At 44.7% G+C, this 17,861-nt stretch carries 20 protein-coding genes; 10 read left to right on the plus strand and 10 right to left on the minus strand.

All coding sequences use genetic code 11. The features are described from left to right. Window positions 1-241: 241 nt before the first annotated feature. From IM473_RS16950 to pirA, 3 genes are all read right to left on the minus strand, one after another. Window positions 242-697, minus strand: a complete 456-nt coding sequence (locus IM473_RS16950) for a GNAT family N-acetyltransferase (RefSeq protein ID WP_287657451.1) — start codon at window positions 695-697, stop codon at window positions 242-244. Continuing rightward, the gene (locus IM473_RS16955) at window positions 690-854 is read right to left on the minus strand and encodes a DUF8624 family small hydrophobic protein (protein ID WP_002760035.1); all 165 of its coding nucleotides are present in this window, start codon (window positions 852-854) and stop codon (window positions 690-692) included. Before IM473_RS16955 ends, IM473_RS16950 begins: the two co-directional genes overlap by 8 nt. Before the next feature lie 151 nt (window positions 855-1,005). Beyond that, complete coding sequence (gene pirA / locus IM473_RS16960) at window positions 1,006-1,167, minus strand: arginine synthesis PII-interacting regulator PirA (RefSeq protein ID WP_002733724.1); 162 nt, start codon at window positions 1,165-1,167, stop codon at window positions 1,006-1,008. 134 nt (window positions 1,168-1,301) lie between these two features. Between pirA and IM473_RS16965 the strand changes: the two genes are divergently transcribed. Further along, complete coding sequence (locus tag IM473_RS16965; protein ID WP_287657452.1) at window positions 1,302-2,099, plus strand: SAM hydrolase/SAM-dependent halogenase family protein; 798 nt, start codon at window positions 1,302-1,304, stop codon at window positions 2,097-2,099. A gap of 40 nt (window positions 2,100-2,139) precedes the next feature. Here the strand turns inward: IM473_RS16965 and nadC are convergent, their stop codons facing one another. Together nadC and IM473_RS16975 are read right to left on the minus strand one after the other, a co-directional pair. Beyond that, entirely contained in the window at window positions 2,140-2,988 is an 849-nt protein-coding gene (gene nadC / locus IM473_RS16970; protein WP_287657453.1) for a carboxylating nicotinate-nucleotide diphosphorylase, read from the minus strand. 71 nt (window positions 2,989-3,059) lie between these two features. Continuing rightward, window positions 3,060-3,626, minus strand: coding sequence for a Uma2 family endonuclease (locus tag IM473_RS16975; protein ID WP_287657454.1), 567 nt, complete (start codon window positions 3,624-3,626; stop codon window positions 3,060-3,062). Between the two features lie 161 nt (window positions 3,627-3,787). Between IM473_RS16975 and IM473_RS16980 the strand changes: the two genes are divergently transcribed. From IM473_RS16980 to IM473_RS16990, 3 genes are read left to right on the plus strand one after another with little or no spacing between them, the layout of a single operon-like run. Continuing rightward, complete coding sequence (locus IM473_RS16980) at window positions 3,788-4,255, plus strand: CBS domain-containing protein (protein ID WP_287657456.1); 468 nt, start codon at window positions 3,788-3,790, stop codon at window positions 4,253-4,255. A 42-nt stretch (window positions 4,256-4,297) separates the two neighbouring features. After that, window positions 4,298-4,549, plus strand: a complete 252-nt coding sequence (locus tag IM473_RS16985; RefSeq protein ID WP_287657457.1) for a hemolysin XhlA family protein — start codon at window positions 4,298-4,300, stop codon at window positions 4,547-4,549. A gap of 39 nt (window positions 4,550-4,588) precedes the next feature. Then, window positions 4,589-5,635, plus strand: coding sequence for a S66 peptidase family protein (locus tag IM473_RS16990; RefSeq protein WP_287657458.1), 1,047 nt, complete (start codon window positions 4,589-4,591; stop codon window positions 5,633-5,635). A gap of 276 nt (window positions 5,636-5,911) precedes the next feature. Here the strand turns inward: IM473_RS16990 and IM473_RS16995 are convergent, their stop codons facing one another. From IM473_RS16995 to pilM, 4 genes are all read right to left on the minus strand, one after another. Continuing rightward, entirely contained in the window at window positions 5,912-8,041 is a 2,130-nt protein-coding gene (locus tag IM473_RS16995) for a secretin GspD/PilQ domain-containing protein (RefSeq protein ID WP_287657460.1), read from the minus strand. Window positions 8,042-8,114: 73 nt separating this feature from the next. Continuing rightward, the gene (locus tag IM473_RS17000; protein WP_287657462.1) at window positions 8,115-8,888 is read right to left on the minus strand and encodes a pilus assembly protein; all 774 of its coding nucleotides are present in this window, start codon (window positions 8,886-8,888) and stop codon (window positions 8,115-8,117) included. Then, window positions 8,885-9,655, minus strand: coding sequence for a PilN domain-containing protein (locus IM473_RS17005; protein ID WP_287657463.1), 771 nt, complete (start codon window positions 9,653-9,655; stop codon window positions 8,885-8,887). Before IM473_RS17005 ends, IM473_RS17000 begins: the two co-directional genes overlap by 4 nt. 9 nt (window positions 9,656-9,664) lie before the next feature. After that, on the minus strand, window positions 9,665-10,786 hold the full coding sequence (pilM, locus tag IM473_RS17010) for a type IV pilus assembly protein PilM (RefSeq protein ID WP_287657465.1): 1,122 nt from the start codon (window positions 10,784-10,786) through the stop codon (window positions 9,665-9,667). A 503-nt stretch (window positions 10,787-11,289) separates the two neighbouring features. Between pilM and ilvC the strand changes: the two genes are divergently transcribed. Then, the gene (gene ilvC / locus IM473_RS17015; RefSeq protein ID WP_287657467.1) at window positions 11,290-12,282 is read left to right on the plus strand and encodes a ketol-acid reductoisomerase; all 993 of its coding nucleotides are present in this window, start codon (window positions 11,290-11,292) and stop codon (window positions 12,280-12,282) included. Window positions 12,283-12,386: 104 nt separating this feature from the next. On the opposite strand, the gene IM473_RS17020 is transcribed toward ilvC, so the two are convergent. Next, entirely contained in the window at window positions 12,387-13,175 is a 789-nt protein-coding gene (locus IM473_RS17020) for an ECF transporter S component (protein ID WP_287657469.1), read from the minus strand. A gap of 303 nt (window positions 13,176-13,478) precedes the next feature. Between IM473_RS17020 and IM473_RS17025 the strand changes: the two genes are divergently transcribed. The 5 genes from IM473_RS17025 to IM473_RS17045 form a co-directional block, all read left to right on the plus strand. Beyond that, window positions 13,479-13,763, plus strand: coding sequence for a hypothetical protein (locus IM473_RS17025; protein ID WP_287657470.1), 285 nt, complete (start codon window positions 13,479-13,481; stop codon window positions 13,761-13,763). A gap of 63 nt (window positions 13,764-13,826) precedes the next feature. Further along, window positions 13,827-14,603: a M48 family metallopeptidase gene (locus IM473_RS17030; protein ID WP_287657471.1), complete on the plus strand. Its 777-nt coding sequence runs from the start codon at window positions 13,827-13,829 to the stop codon at window positions 14,601-14,603. A 217-nt stretch (window positions 14,604-14,820) separates the two neighbouring features. Beyond that, on the plus strand, window positions 14,821-14,988 hold the full coding sequence (locus tag IM473_RS17035) for a hypothetical protein (protein WP_287657475.1): 168 nt from the start codon (window positions 14,821-14,823) through the stop codon (window positions 14,986-14,988). Between the two features lie 235 nt (window positions 14,989-15,223). Further along, complete coding sequence (gene argZ / locus IM473_RS17040; protein WP_287657477.1) at window positions 15,224-17,335, plus strand: bifunctional arginine dihydrolase/ornithine cyclodeaminase; 2,112 nt, start codon at window positions 15,224-15,226, stop codon at window positions 17,333-17,335. 126 nt (window positions 17,336-17,461) lie between these two features. Continuing rightward, on the plus strand, window positions 17,462-17,861 hold a 400-nt coding region (locus IM473_RS17045; protein WP_287657478.1), incomplete at its 3' end, for a Pepco domain-containing protein.

Below are 17,861 nucleotides of genomic sequence, written 5' to 3' on the forward strand. Positions count from 1 at the left end.
GTGTGGGGGAGTGGGAATTATGAATTATCAATTATGAATTATGAATTGGGGAGGTGGGGAAGTGGGGTGTGGGGGAGTGGGAATTATGAATTATCAATTATGAATTGGGGAGGTGGGGAGACCACTTCATGCGCTTTGCGGGGGGAAGTGGGGAAATTGAACTAAAACCCCAAAACCCCAAAACCCGAAAACCCTATCACCCCAAAACCCGAAAACCCTATCTCCTGTCTCCTGACAGTTTCTAAATATTTTTCAACATCAGCAAAGAGCGAGTTTGAAAGCCGAGATTTTGGTAGAGAGTGAGAGCATTGTCGTTATTGATGAAGACTTGTAAACCGATGCGGGTTTGTCCGCGACTTTTTGCCCAATCCTTAGCTCGATCGATTAGTGCGCTGGCGATACCTTGGCGACGATGCTGGGGATCGACGTAAATTAGAAAAATATGACCATAGCGATCGCCTGTCACCTGATCGACGGCGCTCCCCATCCAGAGACAAGCGATCGCCGTTTGTTGTCCTTCGACGATCCACAGGGGAGTATCGGAGCAAAAAAACTGTCTGACTGTATCAGCTAGATGGGAGAGGTTTTTTTGTTCGGGAAAAAATTCTTCATAGGTGCGGGTGAGAAAATTAATTAGTAGATAGCGATCGCCAGTTTTTCCCAGTCGCAGCCGATAATCTTCGGGAAGGTTAGCCATGCCAAGGATAAGAGAAAATTATGCCCAGGGATGGCTCGATCGGAGCGGGTGCCGCTAAATCTGCCGGTAAAAAAATCCGGATGCCAGTGGCAACCAGAGCCACTAAAAACACGAAGATAGTCAGGAGGGGAGCGATATATTGCCGAAAAAAAGCCATAATTATTTGATCTCTAAACTGCTGTTCTTTCTATTTTAGGGATTGCCAGTTAAGATATCAGCAATTAAAAAAAAATTCGCCCAAAAAAAAGTGACCGGCATACCGATCACTAGAAACCGACAACTAGACTATGACTAAACACCGATTAAATCTAACGAAGGTGCAAATAGGCCGCCTCTGCTTCTAATTGACGCACTAAAGCTTCATTTCCCTGCGCTCTAGCTACTTCCAGTCGGTGTTGCAAATTTCTGCGAAGTGTTTCTCTATGAGCGACGGTGGCCTGTGTTAGGACTTGCTGACGATTTTTGTTCATGATGGACAGACTTTTGAGCGACTTAACTTACCTTATATCTAAATCATAACATTCTCCTTGGTAAACTGTATCTTTAGTTACTGAATTTGGCGTTAAGATTTATTAAAGCCATTGGCCACCCTAGGGACAAGTCGATGACGGAACAGGCACTAATAACCCTTACTAGCGATTTTGGACTACAGGACGGTTATGTGGGCATGATCAAGGGAGTAATCGCGGGAATTGCCCCCCATGCTCGCACGATCGATCTTAATCATCAAATTTCGCCCCAAGACCTTTACGCTGGTCGTTTTATCCTCCTGAATGCCTATCAATATTTTCCCCAAGGCACTATTCATCTGGCAGTCATAGATCCGGGGGTAGGAAGCAAAAGACGCGGGGTAGGGATTCGTTTTGCCGGTGGTTATTTAGTTGGTCCAGATAATGGTTTATTTAGTGGCATTTTAAGCCAATCTCCCGCTATATCCGCCGTTAATCTCAATAATTCTTCCTATTGGCGCACCCCTAACCCTAGCACTACTTTTCACGGTCGTGATATTTTTGCTCCTGTGGCCGCTTATTTGTCCCGGGGAGTACCCCTAGAAATGTTAGGTGAGATTATTGATCCCGATAGCTTGCAACAATTAGCGATCGCTGTTCCCCAGATCGAGGAAGATAAAATTAGGGGTCAAATTCAATATATTGACATTTTCGGCAATTTAATCAGCAATATCCCCAATTATCTCCTAGAAGGAAAAAATTGGTCAGTGCAGTTGGGACCAAAAATTATCCCCGCAAAAAACACCTACAGTGATGTTCCTTCGGGGGAAATAGTCGCTTTTATCGGTAGTCACGGGGGGTTAGAAATTGCTGTCAATAGTGGTAGCGCTCAAAAGCAATTACACCTAAATATTGGCGATGCGATCGAGGTTAGAATAGATAGGAGTCAGTGATCAAAACTGATAACTGATAACTGATAACTGATATAGCCTTTTAATCAATTCTCATACTGATATCTAACCAAGTAGAACGGGTAATTGGGGCGCTAGTGGAAATATAATCTACTCCTGTTTCGGCAACGTTGCGAATGCGATCGAGGGTAATATTTCCCGATGCTTCTATTTTGGTTTTACTATTAAAATTGCGGATCATCTCCACAGCAGTTTGCATCATCTCTAAATCCATATTATCTAACATAATGATCTCTACTTGCTGCTGCAGGGCCTGATTCACTTCTTCTAATTGGCTGGTTTCTACTTCAATTGTGAGAGGATAGGGCATATTTTGCCGTACACGACGCACTGCTTCCTCAATGCTGCCCGCTGCTTGAATATGATTGTCTTTAATCATAATTGCATCATCTAACCCCAAACGATGGTTAATAGCGCCACCGATCCCGGAGGCATATTTTTCTAAAATTCGCAATCCGGGGGTAGTTTTGCGAGTATCGACCAATCTTGTCGATAAATCGGCAATTTTCTCCACATACTGACGAGTGGCAGTAGCAATCCCACTCAAACGCATGGCAAGATTTAAAGCGACTCTTTCCCCGATTAACAGCGCATCGAAGGAACCTTCTATCTCGGCAATAACTTTAGACTTGGGGCAGAATTCTCCTTCGGCAACGGTGGGGGTAAAGTGAATAGTGGGGTTAAGCAGTTGAAAAACTCGTTCAGCTACGGGTAAACCAGCAATAACTCCCGCTTCCTTGGCAATCCAAGTAGCTTGACCGATTTTAGCATGACCGAAGAAAATTGCTTGGGTGGTGCGATCGCCTCTACCGAGATCTTCTCGTAACCAGTTTTCTAACAAGGGATCAAGAACTAATAGGGGCGGTAACATAGAATTTATCGAAAAAATCGGGACGTATTTATTTTAAGTCTAGGAATGTTTGACCTTTTTGTAAACTTTCTTTAATTGAAACTTATCCCTTCATAGATTAACTCGATCGCACAGTGAAAATCGAGACTAGATAGAATAATTTCTTCCCCCTGACTATAAGCGCAGTAAAACCAAATTTTATCTTCACCGCGACGATAAACCTCAACACTGATCGATTCGGGATCGACTAAAACGTATTCTTGTAAACTAGCAATCTGACGATAATATTGTAACTTTTTGCTGCGATCATAGTTGCCTGTGCTGGGTGAAAGCACTTCAATAATTACTTGTGGATGTTGAATAAAATTACGAGATTCTCTATCCCTAAAATCGCAACTAATCACCAAATCGGGATAAAAATAACGACTATTATTAGCTTGTACTTTTGCATCAGATACATTCACCCGACAGCCTCGCGGACGGAGATGAGAATATAAAGTTCTGTAAAAATTCAAGGTAATATCATTATGGGGCAGACTACCCCCAGTCATGGCGATAATTTCCCCATCAATGTATTCATGGCGCAATTCCTGGGTAGCTTCCCATTCTAGATACTCTTCCGGGGTCATTCTTTCTGGGTATTGAGGTTGAGCGATCATTTTTATTTTTCCTTGTCAACTAACTAAATTAATATCCCATTTCCTTTTTATGTTATGGCATTTTCTCGCCCGAAGATTGAAGAATAGTCATAATTAAGCGGTGACTGATTACCCTAATGATAAGATGGAGAGAGAAAGCATTATTATCGCAGGTCGCTAAGATGACAAAAACAATTGCCGATATCATGACTCCCAATCCCATCACCGTCACCGCTAACACTTCTCTGTCGGAAGCAGTGAAGATTTTGGCCGAAAAGCGGTTTAGTGGTTTACCCGTGGTGGATGACAATATGCGACTGATTGGGGTTATCTCCGAAACTGACCTTATGTGGCAGGAAACGGGAGTAGAAACTCCCCCTTACATTATGCTCCTCGATAGCGTCATCTATCTACAAAATCCTAGCCGTCACGAGAAATTACTCCATAAAGCTCTCGGTCAAACCGTGGGGGAAGTAATGACCGATAAACCGATTAGTATCACAGCTGATCGCCCTTTGAAAGAAGCGGCCTCGTTAATGTATGATCGTCATGTGCGTCGTTTACCGGTGATTGAGGAAGAAACCCACAAAGTAATTGGTATTGTCACTCGCGGCGATATCATTCGCGATATGGCAAAATCGGAAGCATAATGGCTTTTCTAGGGCAACAATTAACTAAAAGATCTTGAACAAATGAATCAATCTCAGGAAACGGTTACTTATTCCCTAGAAACTATCTTGACGCGGATTGAGGGAAAAATCGATTCGTTACAAAAAGATGTGACGGATTTAAAGGTAGGACAAGCGGTGTTAACGGGAAAAGTTGAGGGAATGGAAAATCGACTAAACTCATTAGAAGGAAACCAAAAATATCAGGCTTGGGCATTAATTGTCCTCTTAGCTGGCGCAATTGTGAAACCTTTTTTTCTGAGCAGTAATCCCTAAATTCTTATTTCCCTTGCAATTTCTCTAAAAACTATCAGGATGAAGCGCCGTCAATTTCTCACTACTACTGCCCTAACTGTTGTTAGTTTTTCCCTAATTCCTAGAAAAGTTGTTAGTAATAATTTTCCTCTAATTAAACCGCCACATCTACAACCCGGGGACGGAGTGGGTATTATTAGTCCGGCAGGGGCAACTTTTAAAGAAGATGATTTAAATATAGTTATCGAAGCAGTTAAAGCCCTAAAATTAGTCCCAAAAGTTGGTGAATACGCTTTAGATCGTTATGGTTATCTAGCCGGTAAAGATGGCGAGCGAGCGTCGGATATAAATCAATTTTTTGCCGATGATAATATTGCCCTAATTTTACCAATTCGTGGCGGTTGGGGCAGCGCTCGTTTATTACCTTATCTTGACTACGATTTAATTCGTCGTCATCCTAAAATCATCTGTGGTTTTAGTGATATAACTTCTTTATTATTAGCTATTTATGCCAAAACTGGTTTAGTTACTTTCCATGCTCCCAATGCCTTTTCTAGTTGGCGCACTGCTCAAACTGAAAGCTTTCGACAAGTTTTATTTTCTGGGGAAAAGTTAACTTTTAGAAATGTTCCCGATCCTGATGATGCTAATCGTTTAATGCAGGTAAAAAATCGCATTCAAACTATTACTAAAGGTCAAGCAAAAGGTAAATTAATCGGCGGTAATTTAACCACTTTAGCATCAATAGTTGGTTCTCCCTATCTACCAGATTTTACCGGAGCTATCCTATTTTTAGAAGATATTGGTGAAGATGTTTATGAAATTGATCGCCTGTTAAATCAATTAAAATTAGCGGGAATTTTTGATAATTTAGCTGGATTTATCTTCGGTCAATGTAGCAATTGTAGTGCCAATAGTGACTATGGTTCCTTGACGTTAGAAGAAGTGATCCGAGAATATATCCAACCCTTAAAAATTCCCGCTTGTTTAGGTTTAATGATTGGACATTTGGAAATTATTGAAACTATTCCCATCGGTATTGAGGTAGAATTTGATGCTAATCGGGGAACAATTACCATGTTAGAATCGGCGGTTAGTAAACCCTAAAATAGCTGACTGTTGCTATTCCCTTTTTTAACTGATAAAGGAATATTTAGACTGGCGAAGTTACACTAAATCCGTTGAGTATAGGCTAGTTATGAGGAGAGGCACTCATGCAAGAGGCAAAAGCTTCAGAAACTGATTACTGATTACTGATAAGTACCTAAGCAAAATTAATTACACATATCTAACCACCTCTTGCCTCTTGTCTCTTGCCTCTTGCCTATCTTCACTAGGAAATTAATTTTGCACGACTACTTAACTGATAACTGAAAAAGCTGATTACTGTCGCGGTTGTACGGGGAACCCTTGACGCTGCAACACTTCCGCCGCGTCTTGGCCCGGTTGATAGTTGATGCCGAGGGTAGAGGTGGCCGTATCCTCGATAATTTTAGGAGTGAGGAGAATAATCACCTCCGAGCGATCGTTGCGATTGGTACGACTGCGGAATAAAGCCCCTAAAATGGGAATATCGCCTAAAACTGGCACTTTTGTCTCAGAACTCTGTTGGCGCTCTTGGATAATCCCCGAAAGAATTAAACTCTGTCCATCCCGCAGACGAACTAAACCAGAAGTTAATTCCCGACGAATCAGAGGGGTAAGGGTGTTACCAGAGTTGATACCACCACTGTTAAATTCAATTGGCGGACCGGGAGAAGCCACGGTAGGGCTAACGGAGAGGGAAATAAAGCCGTTATCATCCACCTGATCGACGTTTACCGCTAAAGTTAAGCCCGCATCAGCCAACACAGGAGTGATAGTCCGCACCCCACTGAGCGGATCCACTTCCGTCTGCACACTTTCTAAAACTTTCTGAGTTAGCTTAACGGTGGCCTGTTGACCTTCCTGCACTACCAGCGAGGGATCGGTGAGAATCTTGGCATTTCCTGTCTGAATTGAGGCTTGCAGGGTCATCAGGAATTTTTGGGGATATTGGAATAGGGTCGGGGGTTCGTAGGTGAAGACAGGTGGTTTACCCGGTGTAGTGACTCCGGTGATGGGATCGAACGTGGCTGGCTCGCCTGGTGTAAATTCACTCAATCCGGGCTGAAAAGGGTTATTAAAGCGGCCAAAGCTGGGGCGGGTGTAAGGACTTATACTTTGGCTAAATTGATTAAAACCTTGGACAATATTGCTAAAGGGTGCATTCTGAATGTCAAGAAAAGGTTGAATTTCTGCTGTCCCCGTACCCGATATGATATCGAAAATCGGCACAACAGGCTGTGCGAAAGCCCCCGGTTTGGATACAGTTGAGCTACTAGGTGGGTTCATGTTACCAAAGTTCAGCACTGCCGCCCCGTTATCCTGAACGAAGAAACCATCGTTAAAACCGAAGGAAAAACTACTGCTAAAACTGTCGGTATTGATCAGGTTAACATCGATAACTTTGACATTAACCACCACCTGACGGCGACGGGCATCCAGTTGGGTTAATAAAGAGGTGGCGATCTGGACTTGCCGGGGTTCGCCGATTAAATTGATAGAATTAAGGCGATCATCGGCGGCAATTCTTAAACCAGTTAAAAGTAGGGCTGCTTTTGAGCCTTCTGTGTTTTGGGGTTCCAGTGCCTCTAGGGTGGGAGGAATATCCCGGCGACCGATGACTCGTCCAGTGAGGGGATCGACGATATCCTCGGTTTTGGTAACTAAACGCTGGTATTCTGCCCCTTGGGTGGCGAGGAAAGTGGCGGCACCAACGGCTTTAACTTGATTGAGACGCAGGGTGCGGCTAATCAGATTACGAGCGCCCTGGGGTAATTGCGCTCCGACAAAGATGGTTTTACCCTGACGGTTGGCCTGGAGTCCAGAAATTAACAAGACGGCGTTAAAAATGTTTTCCACCGATTCGTCAGTAAATTCCAAGGAAACTGTCTGAGTGGTGGCGTTAGCTTCCCCCTGGGCGCTGGTGAAAACGACGTTATAACCGGCAATGTTAGCAAGGGTCATTAAAACTTCTCTAGCAGAAGCTTCCCGCAGTAAAATGCGAGGTACAGTGATATTACGCTCGAATTTGACTTTTTCGGCACTAGCATCGACATTAGAGATGGCAATATCTCCCACTGGTGGGGCGACGGCCCGGGGTAGGGTGGGGGTGCCTGGGGCTTGGGGTACGCCTTGAATGATAATTTCGGGATTGGGGACAAGGGGCGCACTTTGAGCGAGCAGTTTTTCACTGGCTAAAATGCGATCGCTAATTTCCTTTTGTACAGCTGCGCTGGAAGGGACAAGCTGATTTGGCGATTTTTGTAAAGTTTCTTTACTAAACTCTTGCCAAAATTCAATTTTTGATGTACCGGATTTTAACTCTGAACCATGGAAGGAAATGGGGGTTTCGGCCAAGACGCTCAGGGGAGCCATCAATAAAAACGAGGCAATTTGCGGGATAAACAGGACATAACGGGACAGATTCACTTTAACTTCACTCCTCAACAATTACGCGATTCAACGGACAAAAAAGGCAATACTCACACCGGATTGAAGACTATTATTGGGACGGACTAGCGGGGGGTTGACCCTCGGCGGGGGGTGGTGGTGCTAATTTCGCCAATTCTTCAGCACTGAGAGGAATAATCACATCGAGAAGAAAGGTGGTAGTCACGGGTTTATCGCCTTGGGTAACGATAGTGGCTTTATTTTTGCCGGTACTAACCACTTTAACCGTCGATCCTTCCTTATCCACTTGGGTATTGAGACTGTTCAGCAAAATGAGCGGCTGTAATCTTTCTAAATCCCGAATAACCTCGTGAGTTTTAGCATAGCTCCCTTCCATCTTGACGTTAAAAGTGTGACGTTTGAGCTTATTATTAACCTCACTACCGAGGGAACCATCGGAGACCACCACCGGTTCTAGTCCTTGGGGTTGAAAACTAACCAGCTTAACATCGCGAGACTTAAAGATATTACTAACATCTAAGAGAATAGTGCTTAAGTCCCTTTCTTTAGCAAAAAGCGAGAGAATTTTCTGTTCAATAGCTTTTTGTTGTTGTAACTGACTCTCGATTTTTTGGAATTCTGAAAATTCGAGACGGCTTTTTTGTTGATCTAGCAGTTGTTTTTTGTCGGCTGCATCGGTTTGCAGTTGCTGCAAGATATTATAAGCGGGCATCACCCAGTTAAAAAGCAGATAGAGGGAGCCAAGTAAACCTAGCATAGCGGCAGCGATGCCACTATTACGGGGAGTAAAAGTTATCCCGAAAGCGATAGGATACTCCTCAAATTCCTCTAATTTCAGTTTCTCAAATTCTTCGTTAAAGGTCATGGTTGAATGGCTCCTTGGCTTTTGAGAGTATTAATCCTGGTGATAACTCCGATCGCTCCATTCCTGGCGAGATTGGGCAGTTGTTGAGTAGCGGGAGTATCACTTAATTGGGCGGTGATCACAAATTGAACCACTTGGGGGAAAGTAATATTAATATTTTTGTACTGATTGTCCACCTCTACGGGTAAATCGGCCAGGGCAGCACTTTCGATCACCGTTTGCTTACCCTGTAAAAAAGGAGAAGCTTGTAGGGTTAAGAGATAATCATTGACTGCTTCGTAATTACTGGCAAAACCACTGATTTTTAAGCGAGTAGCTGGATTGGGTTGCCCTTGATTGGGGTTCGCGGGAACCTCCACCTGTTGCACACTATTTAACTGCACAGTAGGAGGAGTTTGTTGGCGAATTTCTTGGAGAAGGGCTGACCAAGGCCTAATCTGATTGAATACACCCACCAGAGCTTTATTTTCTGCTTCTACCGCTTTTAGTTCCCCTCTGATGTCTTCTAGTTTTTTACTTTCGACTTGTACTTGACCTAATTCCCTGTCCAGTTGCTGAATTTTGGCCTGAGTTTCGCCAGTTTTCCAACCGACGGTTACACCGAGTAATCCCGTCAGTGCCAATAATCCGGCCCCCACTCCCCCACCGATGAACAGGGGTACTTGTTTACTCAGGTTAATAACGGTGGAAATCTCGAAGTTAGAGGTTGTTTGGACTGTTCGGTTAAGATGGCGATCTTTGAGAAAATTAACGTCAAGACTATACATAATTTTTGTCTATACCTCCCGCAATCCTAAACCGAGAACTGTTCCTAAACCAGGTCTTTGGGTATTAGGAATCTCTTGATTGATATCTAAGTTCAGGGCTGCGATCGGATCGATGGGCATGGTAGGGATGCTGAGACGTTGAGTAAAATATTCATCTAGTTGTGCTAAACCGCCCCCGGGACCGGCTAAAAGTAACTGGACAATTTCCATTTCCAGTTCATCACTTTGGTTAAGATAGAAATTAATTGATCGCCGCAATTCATCGGTTAATTCCCCTAAAACCCGCATCAGTGCCGCCATCCCGGCGGTAGTAAAGGTTCTGGAAGCACTAGTATTGGTGCCAAGACTATCAAAGGCAGTAGTCGGGATTGTCATCCCCAAAAGAATCTCAGGACTGCGGGAACTGGGCAAATTCATCGCCCTGGAAATGGCATTTTGTAACTGGAAAGTGCCGATGGGGACAGTGCGGGAAAATTGGGGAACGCCGTCCACCACGATGGCAATTTCCGTGTTATCAAATTCTATATCGACAATAACGGTAGCTTCATTGGAACTAAACTGTCGCAACTGATCGCGAATCGTCCGAATTAGGGCAAAACTATTAATTTCTAGTACATCTACCTGTAATCCTGCCCGTTGCAGGGTTTCCATATAGGAATCGGTGATCTCCCGACGAGTAGCTACCAGCAAAACCTGCACCTTTTCGATGCCGTCTTCATCCTCAAAGTAGCCCAGTTTTTGGTAGTCGATATCCACTTCCTCGCGCGGATAGGGAAGGTATAAATTAGCTTCATGATTTAAGACCAGATCGCGCAATTCCTCCTCGTCCAATTCCGAGGGAATGGCGATAATCCGGATAATTGACTCGCGCATGGGGACAGCAGTAGCGACTCGTTTGCTGTTAATTTTATTTTCCTTGAGGACTTCCTGGATTAATTCCGCTAAAGCGACGGAATCGACGATTTTTCCCTCCTCAAAGATGCCTTCTGGGATATCCGACGAACAATATTTAACTAATTTATAATTTTGTTTCTGTTTGGCGATCTGAACCACGTTAATGCGCTCTGGGGTAATCTCTAACCCAATACCTTGAGTTTTTTTTGTCAATAGCTTCTTAAAAAAACTTACCATAGATTTTCTGGGGCAGCTCTAAGGGAATTAGTGATTAACAAAGCCAATAATTTTTTGACCTGATTTTATCTAGTCTCGATCAAGGCAGTAAATTAGTCTATAAACGATCCTGACTGGGTAAATTACCCAGAAAAGGTAAAAATCGAGAAGGAGAGAAGCTATTTCGGCACTGAACACTAACCCGATTATCTGTGTTCAGAGCGAGGTTAATCTTGACTGGGTGAGGGGAGAGGAAGCACCTATTGATGATGATATTGTAATCAATTTTGGTGAAAGAACCAAGTCCAAGCTAAAAATTGGCCATTACCCCCCCTTCTGCTCCACTAGATCAAGTCAGCTTTCCCTAGTTAGATTACCCAAATATCTCAAGAAAATTTCAATTTTTCTAGGCACTATTTTTTCTTGACTCTGGGAAACCGGCGCTCAAATGCTTCTGACGGGCGTGATTTTCGCGTATAATTAGGAGTTTGCACAGTGACAAAAGAAGTTAAGGAGCGAGTTCGATGGCACGAATGTACTATGATGAGGATGCCAATTTAGATTTATTAGCGGGAAAAACGATCGCTATTATTGGTTATGGTTCCCAGGGTCATGCCCACGCATTAAATCTCAAGGATAGTGGCGTTAATGTGATTGTTGGTCTATATCCCGGCAGTAAATCGGCCATCAAAGCCAAAGAAGCCGGTATTCCGGTTTATGATGTGGCCGAAGCCGCTAAAATTGCCGACTGGATCATGATCCTCTTACCGGATGAAGTGCAGAAAACGATTTATCTCAACGAAATTGCCCCGAATTTAAGCGCAGGTAAGGTGTTATCTTTTGCCCACGGCTTTAATATTCATTTTGGGCAAGTGGTTCCCCCAGATAATGTCGATGTGGTTATGGTCGCCCCCAAAGGACCGGGCCATCTCGTCCGTCGCACCTACGAACAAGGTCAAGGAGTCCCCTGTTTATTCGCCGTCTATCAAGATGCTACTGGCCAAGCACGCGATCGGGCAATGGCCTACGCTAAAGGTATCGGTGGCACTCGGGCCGGGGTTTTGGAAACCACTTTCCGCGAGGAAACAGAAACCGATCTTTTTGGCGAACAGGCAGTATTATGCGGCGGTTTAAGCGCTTTAATTAAAGCTGGCTTTGAAGCCCTCGTGGAAGCTGGTTATCAGCCCGAATTAGCCTATTTTGAGTGTTTACACGAGGTAAAACTGATCGTCGATCTGATCGTCGAGGGCGGTTTAGCGAAAATGCGCGATAGTATTTCCAATACAGCCGAGTACGGTGACTATACTCGCGGTCCGCGGGTGGTGACGGAAGCGACTAAGGCCGAAATGCGGAAAATCCTCCGGGAAATTCAATCGGGACAATTCGCCAGAGAGTTTGTCCTCGAAAATCAAGCAGGTAAACCGGGGTTCACCGCTATGCGTCGTCAAGAAGCAGAACATTCGATCGAAGAAGTCGGCCAAGATCTACGAGCGATGATGAGTTGGCTAAAACGCTAGTTCTCTTTTTTTTTCGGTGGGGGGTTGGACGCAACCTGGCAATTCTTGCCCTTGCGTCCGCCCCGACACCCTACTCCCCACTCCCCAAAAGGAAAACTTCCTATTTAGTAGATCGCCTCTCTTGATTTAACCAGACCGATCGCCCGTAAACCGGCAATGACACCACAACCGATCACCATACCGACGAGGGAACGAATCAGATTTTCTATGGGAACGATCGGAATTAAAGCGATCCAGACTTCTTCGGGCCAGTTAAAAATCGAGTAGGTGATGGCGACGGCTCCTAAATGGGAGAGTCCGCTGGCGGTCCAGGTCCCGCCAAAAATTCCCGCAGCCACTAGGGCCAAATTGCTACCTTTGATCCAATAAGGAAAAAGAGTCCGGGTTGGCAGGATAAATAATACCAAAGCCGACCAATCGACGAAAGCGCCAGCAATAAAGACTTGTGGCGAAATGCCGTTCAGTCCGATCGCCCGGTTAGCGTAGATGAATAGGGGAATCAGAAAAATTAACGTCAATCCTAACCACCAATAACGGCGTTTTTTGCCTAAAACCATCGTTCCTGCCACAAAACTGGACAAAATCGCCCCAAAGACCGAAATAGCGGGAATTCCTGCCGTGTAGGGGGCAAGGAAAGTCCCAATTAAGGCCCCAATGCCACTAGCGATCGCTCCAGCGATCGGGCCGAGTAACCAACCCAAAAGGGGAAAAACTGCTTGACTGAGGGGCATACTACCGCCAGAAGCGAGGACAATGGAGAAGGGAATAAAAGAAAGGGTAGTGACAATGGCCGCTAAGACGACAATATAGGCGATCGGCGCACCATCAATAGCGGCACTACTAACAGCTTCCACTTTGCGTTCTTCCCCTTCGGGGATAATATCTAGGGTCATAGTTGCAAGGGTAATTCTAACTTTTCTATCATCCTCTGGTTTTATGTGCTTCGGGCAGTTAATGACCAACGTTATAGCAGCGGATTTGAGCAAGCGGAAAGGAGGCAGTCGCTGCATCCCCACCGGTGTACGCTCCTGTGGGGACTTCCTCTGCTATATTTTTCTTAACCAAGAATCTTAATGATATTTTAAGATTTTTTAAAAAACCGTCCCTATCGGAGATGAACGTATATCCTAGAGGGGAGCGAGTATAAATTCTTATTCCCGTTCGATCGCCCCCCAATTCTCTGGAGATCAGCACCCATGCTTACTTTGCTCCGTTCTCTGCTATTTTCCACCCTATTAAGTTTTGTTGCCCCCGTCCTCCTGGTGGGTTCGATTTTAACTGCTTTATTGGCCACCAGTCACGTCCCCGGCTTTACTTGGGTTTCTCAGACTGTTTTTAGCCAAATTCTGCAATTTTTAACCATTTTCGGTGGCGGTTATCCCCTACAAGGAATGTTAACCATCGCTGTTACTTTTGCTTTTGTTGGCAGTTTATTCGATTTATTTAACTTTTACGTCTATCAAACCAATCGGGGACAGTAACAGACAAAGGGTGATAGGGACTGTCTAGAATGGGAATGAGGTTTTTATGGGATCGAATCGTCTATGCGCCCTATTTTCTACCGTTTTTGGCTATTAACAATCATTTCTCTGCTGCTGAGCCTGAGTATCGGGATTATCAATCCCCAAACCAGTTTCGCGCTCTCGTGGATGGATTTACTTTTTCGGGGTGTGCAAGTTATTCAACTCTCCACTATTTCTCCTCAGCAGGAAGTCGCCATCGGTAGGCAGATTAATCAAGGTTTATTAGAATCAGGTAAGGTGAAACTGTCCAAAGATGCCAGAATTAACCAATATGTCCAAGAAATCGGGCAGCGATTAGCCACAACTAGCGATCGCCCTGACCTTCCCTACACTTTTCAAGTGGTGCGCGACAATAGCATTAACGCCTTCGCAACTATGGGCGGATTTGTCTATTTACACACGGGATTGATTAAAACTACTGATAATGAGGCAGAATTAGCCAGCGTCATTGCCCATGAAATCGGCCATATCGTCGGTCGTCATTCTATCACCCAATTACGCAATACTGCCCTCGCTCAAGGACTTCTCAGTGCGGCGGGATTAGAGACAAAAACTTGGGTACAATTGGGGGTTAATCTCGCCTACAGTTTGCCAAACAGTCGCAAGGATGAATTAGAAGCGGACCGACTGGGTTTAAAAAATTTGGCCAGGGCTGGTTATGAACCCACGGCGATGATCTCCTTTATGCGAAAATTAGCACAACAGGGGGGTTCTACCCCGACAATTCTCAGCACCCATCCGGCTACAAGCGATCGCATTGTGGCACTGCAAAAACAGCTTAATTCGGTTAATAACTGAACTTCCCCCAGACATTATTCTTCTCCCGACTGGCGATCGCTATTCCCCTGCTCTCATGACTTTTTGTTGGGTTTCCTTGGGTCAACCCAACCGGTTTGGGGGTGGGCGTTCCACAGAGGCTAAAATCGATATATTTCTCCACAAAAATTTAGTTAGAGATGCAATTAAAGTTATTTCTGATAATTCCTATGTGCAGTCTCACCTAATTTGACGGATAATGGATGCGGCTGCTACCGTCGATCCTAACTGGGTGATCGATCATGCACGTCCTGCTGCGGAAAAGATACTCGACGAAAAAAGGGCTGATCCCTACGAAGAAGCAATTAAATGGCTGATTATATATCGGGAAGACGGAAAGAATGGCAAACTTATCGAGAAAGTTTAATTAAGGAACATGGACGCAAATCGAAATTTATGGGGTTATTTAAATATCAGGATTTACAATGATTTAAGCTTGTAGCCGTCAGTTATCGGCTAGAATCAGGCTGTTTTTAGCTTGTAGAGTGGAAATTGTCCTAATCTTAGGCCTAGTCATATTTTGGGGCAAAGTAGAGTATAATGGAAGATTGGTCTAAACTTATCTCCAGACTACTTATACTGAATATTCATTGTCAAAAAATATGACTGAAACTATTCGCTTTTTGATGTGTTCTCCCGATCATTACGATGTGGATTATGTGATTAATCCGTGGATGGAGGGCAACATTCACAAATCTTCCCAAGAAAAAGCTAGGCAACAATGGCAGCAGCTTTATCATGTTCTCAAAGATCGGGCGCTTGTGGATTTAGTCCCACCAGAAAAAGGCTGGCCCGACATGGTTTTTACCGCTAATGCAGGTTTAGTTCTGGAAAAAATAGTCGTTCTCAGTCGCTTTTTACACAAAGAAAGACAGGGAGAAGAACCCTATTTTAAACAGTGGTTTGAAGATAACGGTTTTACAGTTCACGAACTGCCCAAAGATTTACCCTTTGAAGGTGCAGGAGACGCATTATTAGATCGGGAAGGACGTTGGTTATGGGCAGGATATGGCTTCAGAACCGAGTTAGATTCCCACCCTTTAATCGCTAAATGGCTCGATATCGAGGTTTTATCCCTACGTTTAATCGATGAACGTTTTTATCACCTTGATACCTGTTTTTGTCCCCTTAGTGGTGGTTATCTACTCTACTATCCCGATGCTTTTGATGCCTATTCTAATCGGTTAATTGAGTTAAAAATCCCCGAAGAAAAACGCATTATCGTTGAAGAAGCCGATGCGGTTAACTTTGCTTGTAATGCAGTAAATATCGGTCAAGTAATCGTCATGAATAAAATTAGTGACGATTTACAACATAACTTAGCTGCAAAAGGTTTTGAAGTGGTACAAACTCCCCTGACGGAGTTCTTAAAAGCAGGAGGAGCCGCTAAATGTTTAACCCTGCGTACCACCGAACCCTTAATTCCAGACCATCACGCTAATGTCACCATTGAAAGTCGCATTCTCCAGCTAGAAGGTCATCTGCTCGACGCGGGAATTATGAATAAAGCTCTCGATGTTGTGGTGGGAAATGGGGGCAGCTTCAAGGTTTTAAACTTCACCTTAGGGATTGAGCGCCAAAGTACCTCTTCAGCAGAAGTGCGCGTTTCTGCACCCTCTCACGAGGTAATGGAGGAGATCATGGTACAATTGATCGACCTCGGTGCGGCCGCTCGTCCCCAAGAAATCTGTGATGTCAATACCGCCATTGTCGCTCAAGATGGGGTCGCTCCCGATGATTTTTATGTCAGCACCATCTATCCCACGGAAGTGCGGGTTAACTGTGAATGGGTGCGGGTGGAAAATCAACGCATGGATGCAGCCATCGTCGTCACTGAAGGTCCGGAAGGCAAAACGGCGAAATGTACTCTGCTACGGGATTTAAAAGCTGGCGATCGCGTTATGGTGGGAGTTGAGGGCATCCGTACTATCCGACAGGCGGAATCCAGGGAACAACGGAACAGCACCCAGGAATTTACCTTTATGGGTGCGGGAGTTTCCAGCGAGCGCCGAGTCGAGTTAACCGTGGAGCAGATTGCCTGGGAAATGCGCCAAATTCGCGACCAGGGCGGTAAAGTGGTAGTAACGGCAGGTCCGGTGGTCATTCACACTGGAGGAGCGCAACATCTCTCCCGTTTAATCCGCGATGGTTACGTTCACGCTTTACTGGGGGGAAATGCGATCGCAGTTCACGACATGGAACAGGCGATCATGGGTACTTCTTTAGGGGTAGATATGCAGAAAGGCATCCCCGTGCGCGGTGGCCATCGTCACCACCTCAAGATTATCAACCTCATCCGTCGCCACGGCAGCATCGCCAAAGCTGTATCGGCCGGGGTATTGACAAAAGGCGTAATGTATGAATGCGTCAAGAATAATGTCCCCTTCAGTTTGGCCGGTTCAATTCGCGATGATGGTCCGCTTCCGGATACGGAGATGGATTTAATTAAAGCACAGGAAGAATATTCCCGCTTAATTCAAGGTGCAGACATGATTCTCATGCTCTCTAGTATGCTCCATTCCATCGGTGTGGGCAATATGACACCGGCGGGGGTGAAAATGGTCTGTGTTGATATTAACCCGGCCGTGGTGACAAAATTAAGCGATCGAGGTTCCGTAGAATCCGTCGGTATCGTCACCGATGTGGGTTTATTCCTGAGTCTGTTAACCCAACAGTTGGATAAGTTAACCCGTCCCTTGGTAGAAACGGTTTAAAACCAATACTCTAAAACATAAAACTTATGAGCTTTGGGGGTATTTAAACCCCCTTTTTTGGGACTATTAACCCCTATCTCTATAGGTGAGTTAGCAATGGGTAACTAGAATAATAAAGGAGAACCATTGCCGAAAAACGAGAGCGCTATGCCAGAAGAAACTATTTGGATTATCACCGCAGAAGATACCCCCGTCACCCCCGATAAAGATGCCAAAGGAAACGACACCTATCGCAATCCCTGGGACACAAGGAAAACTATCACCGAAGCGGCGACTCGCGGCGTAAAAGTGAGCATAGAGAAGCTAGAGACAGAACTATCCCATTTTCTCCAGCTTATCGGCAAAGTCTTCAATCAAGCACAGAAACAGGTCAACCAACAAACCAGTTTTAAACTCGATGAAGTAGAGCTTTGCGTAGAGATTACCGGGGAAGGTGAAGTAAAATTATTAGGGACGGGGATTAAGACCGGCACCAAAGGCGGATTAACCCTAAAATTTAAGCGAGACGAGAAAAACACACCGACTG

Source organism: Microcystis sp. M015S2, from assembly GCF_020245945.1.
Taxonomy (GTDB): Bacteria; Cyanobacteriota; Cyanobacteriia; order Cyanobacteriales; family Microcystaceae; genus Microcystis.